This is a genomic window from Fusibacter paucivorans (genome assembly GCF_018390735.1).
GTDB classification, from domain to species: Bacteria; Bacillota; Clostridia; order Peptostreptococcales; family Acidaminobacteraceae; genus Fusibacter; species Fusibacter paucivorans.
In genome coordinates this window covers 147,325-154,772 of record NZ_JAHBCL010000005.1, presented here as the reverse complement: position 1 = coordinate 154,772, position 7,448 = coordinate 147,325, and the positions used below count along the sequence as shown (strand labels likewise).

The window sequence follows — 7,448 nt, the reverse complement described above, 5'->3', positions numbered from 1 at the left end:
GCATTGTCAATGCAAAGATCATGAACGGCATTGGCAATCAACAGCTTGATCCGAAAGGAAATTACACCTATGCGCAAGCAGCGGCAACCATAGAGAATATGTTAAAGAGCATTGGGCTCATCAATCAATAATTCGGTACCAATGTCATTAGAAACAGCAGGTCTTTAAAAGCCTGCTGTTTTTTTGAGCCAGAAGTCCTGCAAAAATAGGTTGTGTTTTAGGTTTCGCATTTTTTTGGTGTGATATAATAAAAAAAGACATTTATGTTTCAATTTTTTCCATACGTCTATAATCGTGCACAGCTGATCGGTTATGCCTCAAAAATGGCCTTATGGATTGATATTTAGGGGTTAAATGGGGGGATTTTTTGATAAGGATATTGACAAAGCTTATTTGATAGTGATAAATTGGCTTCGTAGCTTTCGTTTTTGCGATTGTTAGTGTTTCGTAAAATGTTAAGAAGCGGTGATGAATTTGAGCACATTAACTGGCAAAAAGGTGCTGATGTGATATAATATAGGTCTATAATACGATTAGACTGTAGAACTATGGTAGGAATATGACAAAGTGGAATGGACGAAAAATATTTTTATGGCTATTGATTTTAATTTGGATGGGTGTAATATTCTATCTTTCTTCACAAGTTGCAGATACATCTAATGCACTAAGTCACGGTGTTTCAGAACGCATTGTCGAAACTGTTCATACAGTAGTGCCAAAAGCTTCATTAACAGCCGACGACATTAACCATATGGTTCGAAAATATGCACATTTTTTTGCATATCTCGTGCTTGGCTTTCTTATGGGGCTGGCTTTTAAAAAGTGGCCGCATGTCATAGGATTTGGTATTCTGTACGCGATTTCAGATGAATGGCATCAGCGATTTGTCCCCGGGAGAGGACCCGGCATATTGGATGTCGCCATTGATGCGGCAGGAGTCTGTGCAGGCTTGTGTCTTCTGATCGTCTTAAAATATCTTCTTAAAATCGTTAAGGAGGATAGAACATTGGGAGGCAATATGAAGTTTAATTCCAGACATTTTCTGCTGCTTCTCATTGATATTGTCATTGTCAATGCGTCAATGTTTTTTGCGTTTCTCTTACGATTTGATTTCAATCTTACCAGTATTGAGGGCTATTCTTATTTTTATCTCTATTTGACCAATGTGGTTGAAATCACGGTGATTAAGCTTTTGATTCTCTACTTATTTGGTATTTACAACAGTCTGTGGCATTATACGAGTATTGATGAACTGGCGAAGATTATCTTGTCGCTTACAGTTGGAACATTGGCAGTTTACGGCTATCTCGATTTTTTTGGGACCACATTGCCGAGATCAATCTATTTGCTGTCCCTCATGATGGATATCGTCATGGTTTCTGGCGTTCGCATCAGTTATCGCTTTTTAAGACGGTATCGAATCAGATTACATAATGTTAAGCGTAAGCGCGTCTTGATCTATGGGGCCGGTCAAGCGGGCGCGATGCTGATCAAAGAACTGAAAGAACATCCGGAATCCGATATGAAGGCAATTGCCGTCGTAGACGATGACCCCAGTAAAGCCGGCAGAAGCTTAAGTGGTATTCATGTTTATAAAAGCAAATCTCTTTTAACATTACTGGAAGAACACGCCATTGATGTCATCATCATCGCGATGCCTTCTGCGCCAAAATCAAAAATTAATGAAATCATTGAGCGTACAAAAGATTTTAAAGGTGAACGCAAGATTCTACCGGGTGTCTACGAATTTGTCAACAGTGGTGTAACGCTTCAAAATATTCGAAATATTAGAATTGAAGATTTGCTGGGACGTGATGTTGTAAAACTGGACACTACACAAATTGACGCATTTATTAATGAAAAAGTCGTCATAGTTACGGGTGGCGCGGGCTCTATTGGTTCGGAACTTGTCAGACAGATATCGAAATACCGTCCAAGTGCCATTCACCTTATTGATGTCAATGAAAATGAGATGCATTTTCTTTCACTGGAACTCAGCAAAAAATATCCTGAAAACAGGTATTATTATCATATAGGCAATATTCGTGAACGCACAAGTATGATGGCGCTGTTTGAGCAGATTAGACCTCAAGTTGTTTTTCACGCGGCAGCCCACAAACACGTACCGCTCATGGAGCATAATCCTAGGGAAGCTATTAAAAATAATGTGCTGGGGACGCGTAACCTCATTGAAGCTGCGAAACACGTTGGCGTTAAGAAGTTTGTTCAAATTTCAACAGATAAAGCGGTTAACCCAACCAATGTTATGGGGGCGACCAAACGCATTTGTGAAATGATGGTTCAAGCATCTTGCCATCAATGTCAGACGGAATTTGCAGCCGTTAGATTTGGCAATGTACTTGGCAGTAATGGCAGCGTTATTCCTATTTTTAAAAATCAAATTGAAAAGGGCGGTCCAGTAACCTTGACACATCCTGACATCACTCGTTATTTTATGACGATTCCCGAAGCGGCCAGTTTAGTACTGCAGGCAGGCGCGATGGCTGTTGGCGGTGAGATTTTTGTATTGGATATGGGTGAGCCCGTGAAGATTATGGATTTAGCTGAAAATCTAATAAGGCTTTCAGGCTTTGAGCCATATAAGGATATTGATATTAAAATTACCGGACTGAGACCTGGTGAAAAAATGTATGAAGAATTGCTGATCAATCCTCAAGCGATTAATCAGACAGCGCACGATAAAATTTTTGTTGAAGCACCGACTGTATTTGAAGATTCATTTATTGACCAAATGATTGCTGACTTTGAAACAGCAGCGGCAACACTGGACAACGATCACTTGAAAAGTTTGATTAAAGAAGTCGTCCCGACTTATCAATTGGGGCATTAAGGGGTTATCCTATGTGGAAGCGCGTAATGGTGTCATTGCTCATATTTGTAGCAATGATAAGCTATACCACAATAAAAATTCATAAAATCAATGCATTGACGTATGCAGATCAGGATCTAAAAACGATCATGGAGACAACTACTGCCAGCGTCAATGACATTCTACTTCAAAATAGTGAGGAGCCGGCTATTGACAAGGTTGCTAATCCTCTTAAATCATCGGCATCATCACCAGTGGATGCATCAGATGAACTTTCAATGGCGGGAAGTGATCCTGTAGAAAATGCTGAGTCAGCTGACATACATACGACTGAACCGGCACCGCAGGAAACGGTTACACCTCAGGACGATACAGCGCACGTGGCATCAGAGATGCCCCAGACGATTTCGAAAAGAGAAGATGCCTTAACGGCGCGAGGTGATGCGGTTCGCATGACATATGACGCCATTTGCAGTGATTATAGACTGCGGATGACGAGTTTGGAAAATGCTTCTGAAAAGGCGCTTGACGATTTGGTTGAAAATGCGAAAACAGAGTATTTAATGGCCGAGGAAAGTGAACGGCATACACTGGAGTTTAAAGGGCGGATGGCGGCGAAGTACTTTGAGCTCGCTAAAAATCTTGAAGAGATGGTAGACCAAGCGGTTGTAGCGGCCTTGGGGGATTTTCGAAAATCACTTGAAAGCAATGGCTTTGAGACGCAGGTTGTAGATGATATGGCAACGACCTATGAAAAGACGAAAACAATTAAACGCAATGAAATTTTATCAGAAATCATGTTAAAGACACAAGATACCATGTAAAAATGCACGATTAGGGTTTAGCGTAACAAGATTGTATTATTATTTTTGCAGGGTCTGTGATAAAATATTACCAAATAATGTTTTATAATGTTAAGGAGGTGGTTAGCGTTCGAAAAGGATGGTTGATGGCGGGCATTGTCATTGTCTTACTGGTGATTTATGTGTTCGTACTTAAGCCGTACTATTTTGATGCGGGACTATCCGAAGAAGAGAAGCAGGAAACGAGTCAGGCGCTTGAGTCGATTATCAATCGTGCAAAAGAAGATGCGGTGCAATTGCCGGATACTTTAACAGAGCAAGATGAAGAATCGCATGAAGAAGCCGCTGACCCGATTGAAACCGAACCTGTGCCAAACACAGTCGGTGAAACAACGGAACCAAATACCGATTCATCTACTGTACCGTCAGATTCTTTGGATCCTGAAACTGCAAGTGATACAGATGAACAACAAGCAAAACAAAAACGTATTGAAGCGCAATATGTTGAAACGATGGAAGCAGTTCAGACGCAAGCGGAATCACTGCTAAACGATCTGATTGAAGAGGCTAAATTCGAGTATCAAAATTTGACGGTTAAAGAAAAAGACGACTTACTTGTGACAGGGAAATTGGCAAGCAAGTATATGGCAAGGGCCAATGAACTTGAAGCTATGATTGATGAGGCGGTAGAAAGTCTGCTGGCAGATATGAAGGCTGAATTATCTGCGAACGGATTTTCGACTGAATCTGTTGAGTCGCTTCAAATTACATATGAAGCGGCTAAAAAGGCACGGAGGGAAGAACTTCTTTCCAAAGCACTGAACTATCAGCCCTGACAGAGACTGTTTAGAACGGATGCCTGCCGGGGTATAATCAATTGAAACGATTACAAACGTAAAGTAAAGAAACTGGGAGGGAAATAACATGAAGAAACTCATAAGTTTATCACTTGTTTTCAGCATGTTGCTAACGCTCATGGTACCGGGGATTGGATTTGCGGCCAATGATAAAGCTGCCATATCAGATAAAATGAGTCCAATCTACAGTGAGCTGACAGAGACTGAAAAAACGACAATGAAAGCGGCTTTTGATGCTGCGAAGGCATTTGATTCAACATCAATTCCGAATATGACAACTACAATGTCTTTTTGGGATATCACGGAAATCTATGCAGCGGCAGATAAGTTAAAAACTGGCAAAGTTGATGATGCATATTTAGCTCCGACAGGTGTAGGCGCAGCTGAGTATGTTGAACGGCAAGCACTTATTCAATTCGTCAAGGCATTAGCCATGATTAAGCATGCATACAGTGATGCGTCTTTACAGGAAGCCATGGATTACTTTGAAAAGATTTCAACGCAAGGTGAAGGCAGTGTAGCAGCTCAATACTCTGTGATGAACGTCCTCTTTAGCAGCATTACCAGTGCTGATCTGATTGAACTATTCTTGAATACGTATAGCCATATTGGCAATTACGTGACAGCTACTGATGCAGAGGCACTTTCAACAGCGGCGACAGCTGAGGCTTTTATAGCAGCATCAAAACCGGTTGTAAAGAAAGCTTATGCAGGCGAAGCGACGGCGCTCGGTCTGGATACGCTTTTATATGGTTACGAGTGGGATGGCGATCTCATCGTAATTTTAGATGATGAAATTAGAACAACACTTGGCGCTACTGGCTCAAAAGCGGACATCGCACTTGTCAATGCGATGATTCGTTCAGAAGCGACGATATCAGGAACACAAGCACTTACAGAAGGCAATACCGTTTCATACGCAATTACATTGTTTGGTCAAACGACAAACTACATTAAACTTACAAGTTCAAACACTGCAATTGCAACGGTTAGCGGCAATATTAACGTAACGGCAGTTGATGCGGGTACAGCAACTATTTATGTACACCGTTCAGGAACAACGACACCGGTGGCAGGAGAAGATTATCTCTATAGCTTTGCTGTAGTTGTTTCAGAGCCTAGTTCAGGCGGCGGCAGCGGCGGTTCATCGAACCCACCGGCTGATGATGATAATGATACATCAGGTGATGCGGTAAATGATGATGCTGACTCAGCAGTTGAAGATTCAAATAACGTTGCAAGCGAAGCCGATGCAGAAAAAGTAGCAGAAAAAGTTACAGAAACAGCAACAGCACTGCAAACAACCATTAAAAATGCAACGACAACAGAAGAAAAAGAACAAGTTGCAACTGCAGTTACTAACTTAACCACAGCGATTCTCAACTCTTCAAAAGTGGTTGCTTCTGAAGCAGCAGCGAAGACTGTTTTAACATCTACAAAGACACTGCTTGAAAGTACACAAGCTGCGGCAGCTTCCGTTTCAACGGCAACGCAGTCAAAAGCACTTACCGATAGTACGAAGAACCTATTAAGGAATGCGGCAACGGTTATTTCGAAAGTAACAGATGCAGCGGAAGCAAAAACCATTGCAACAGATTTGATAAAGGCAGCGGCAAGTGTTGCAACAGCGTCTAAAACATCGACAGTTGTCAATACGGGCGAAGCCAAAAAAGCAGCAAACGAAATCCAAACACAAATTGAAAAAGTTGCAAAAGCAGCCATTGCAGTTGCAGGTACGCAAACCATTGCCAAAGAAAGCGTTACAGTGGCAGCGGGTGTGGGCAGTGTTGCGATATCAGCGTCTGAATTAGCGAGCAAAGCTCAAGCAGCTGCAAGTGCTAAAGCAGATATGGAATCAATTATCAGAGCAACAGGCGTCCAAATGTCTAAAAACGTGAAACCGCAAGTAACGATAAACGTACCGGTAGTTGAAGGTGCAGATGTCATTGAAGCAAATATGTCCGGTCTTTCAGATGTCTTTGCCGTCGTTGATGAAGTCAAAGTGGTAACGCCGACAGCAAGTTTTGAAATTGATAAAAATTCTTTTAGTGAAGACTTAACAACTGATGTAAAAGTATCAGCGAAAAATGTTAGCGTCACTGATCTATCAGCTGTACAAAGAGCACAAGTACCATCAAATGCAAAAGTTATTGATCTCAATGCTTCTGTTGGTGATACAAAAGTCAGCACATTTAAGAAACCAATTAATGTTGCATTGCCTTATGAGTTAAGCGCAAATGAAAATCCAGATAAGCTGACAGTCTTCTTGCTTAAAGATGATGGAACCATTGAATCCGTACCGGCAAAATATGAAAATGGTCAAGTGACCTTTAGCCGTAAAGGTTTCTCGATCTACTTTGTTAAGGAAAATGACGTTAACTTTACTGATTTAACTTCTGTAGAATGGGCAAGAGATGCGATTGAGTATATTGCAGCCAAAGGCATTACAGGCGGCACCTCTGCAACGACATTCTCGCCAAATGCACAGATCACAAGAGCTGAATTCCTGACAATGCTCATGAAGATTGCACAGCTTAACGGCGATGCATCGGCACTGCCATTCACAGATGTCCAAGCATCAGACTGGTATGCTGAAAGTGTTGCAGCAGCATTCGAAAACGATATTACATCAGGCACGTCGACAACGACATTCTCGCCAGATGCACCAATTACAAGACAGGATATGGCTGTAATGGTGGCAAAGGTGATGTTGGCAGATGGCTACTTGCCAGGTGTTCCAGCAGATGCCGCAGAATTTAACGATCTTTCACAAATTAAAAATTATGCCGTACAATCTGTTGCATTGGCTTCACGTGAAGGCATTATGAACGGTACGGATTTAGGCAACTTTAATCCGACGGCAAATGCAACGCGTGCAGAGGCAGCAGCAATGCTTTACAACCTCTTCACGAAATAAAATGAAAATTTGAATGCATAAAAGTGATATAAAATGATTAA

At 41.5% G+C, this 7,448-nt stretch carries 4 protein-coding genes; all 4 read left to right on the top strand.

Annotated elements, in window-relative coordinates; genetic code table 11:
* Positions 1–559: 559 nt before the first annotated feature.
* The 4 genes from KHM83_RS04200 to KHM83_RS04185 all read left to right on the top strand — a co-directional run bounded on the left by KHM83_RS04200 (position 560) and on the right by KHM83_RS04185 (position 7,407).
* On the top strand, positions 560–2,851 hold the full coding sequence (locus KHM83_RS04200; protein WP_213235659.1) for a VanZ family protein: 2,292 nt from the start codon (positions 560–562) through the stop codon (positions 2,849–2,851).
* An 11-nt stretch (positions 2,852–2,862) separates the two neighbouring features.
* On the top strand, positions 2,863–3,654 hold the full coding sequence (locus KHM83_RS04195) for a hypothetical protein (RefSeq protein WP_213235658.1): 792 nt from the start codon (positions 2,863–2,865) through the stop codon (positions 3,652–3,654).
* Positions 3,655–3,710: 56 nt separating this feature from the next.
* On the top strand, positions 3,711–4,469 hold the full coding sequence (locus tag KHM83_RS04190; protein WP_213235657.1) for a hypothetical protein: 759 nt from the start codon (positions 3,711–3,713) through the stop codon (positions 4,467–4,469).
* A gap of 88 nt (positions 4,470–4,557) precedes the next feature.
* Entirely contained in the window at positions 4,558–7,407 is a 2,850-nt protein-coding gene (locus tag KHM83_RS04185; RefSeq protein ID WP_213235656.1) for an S-layer homology domain-containing protein, read from the top strand.
* The last annotated feature ends 41 nt before the right edge of the window (positions 7,408–7,448 follow it).

Coding starts and splice junctions, on each gene's coding strand:
- KHM83_RS04200 (WP_213235659.1), top strand. CDS start 560: ATGACAAAGTGGAATGGACGAAAAATATTTTTATGGCTATTGATTTTA.
- KHM83_RS04195 (WP_213235658.1), top strand. CDS start 2,863: ATGTGGAAGCGCGTAATGGTGTCATTGCTCATATTTGTAGCAATGATA.
- KHM83_RS04185 (WP_213235656.1), top strand. CDS start 4,558: ATGAAGAAACTCATAAGTTTATCACTTGTTTTCAGCATGTTGCTAACG.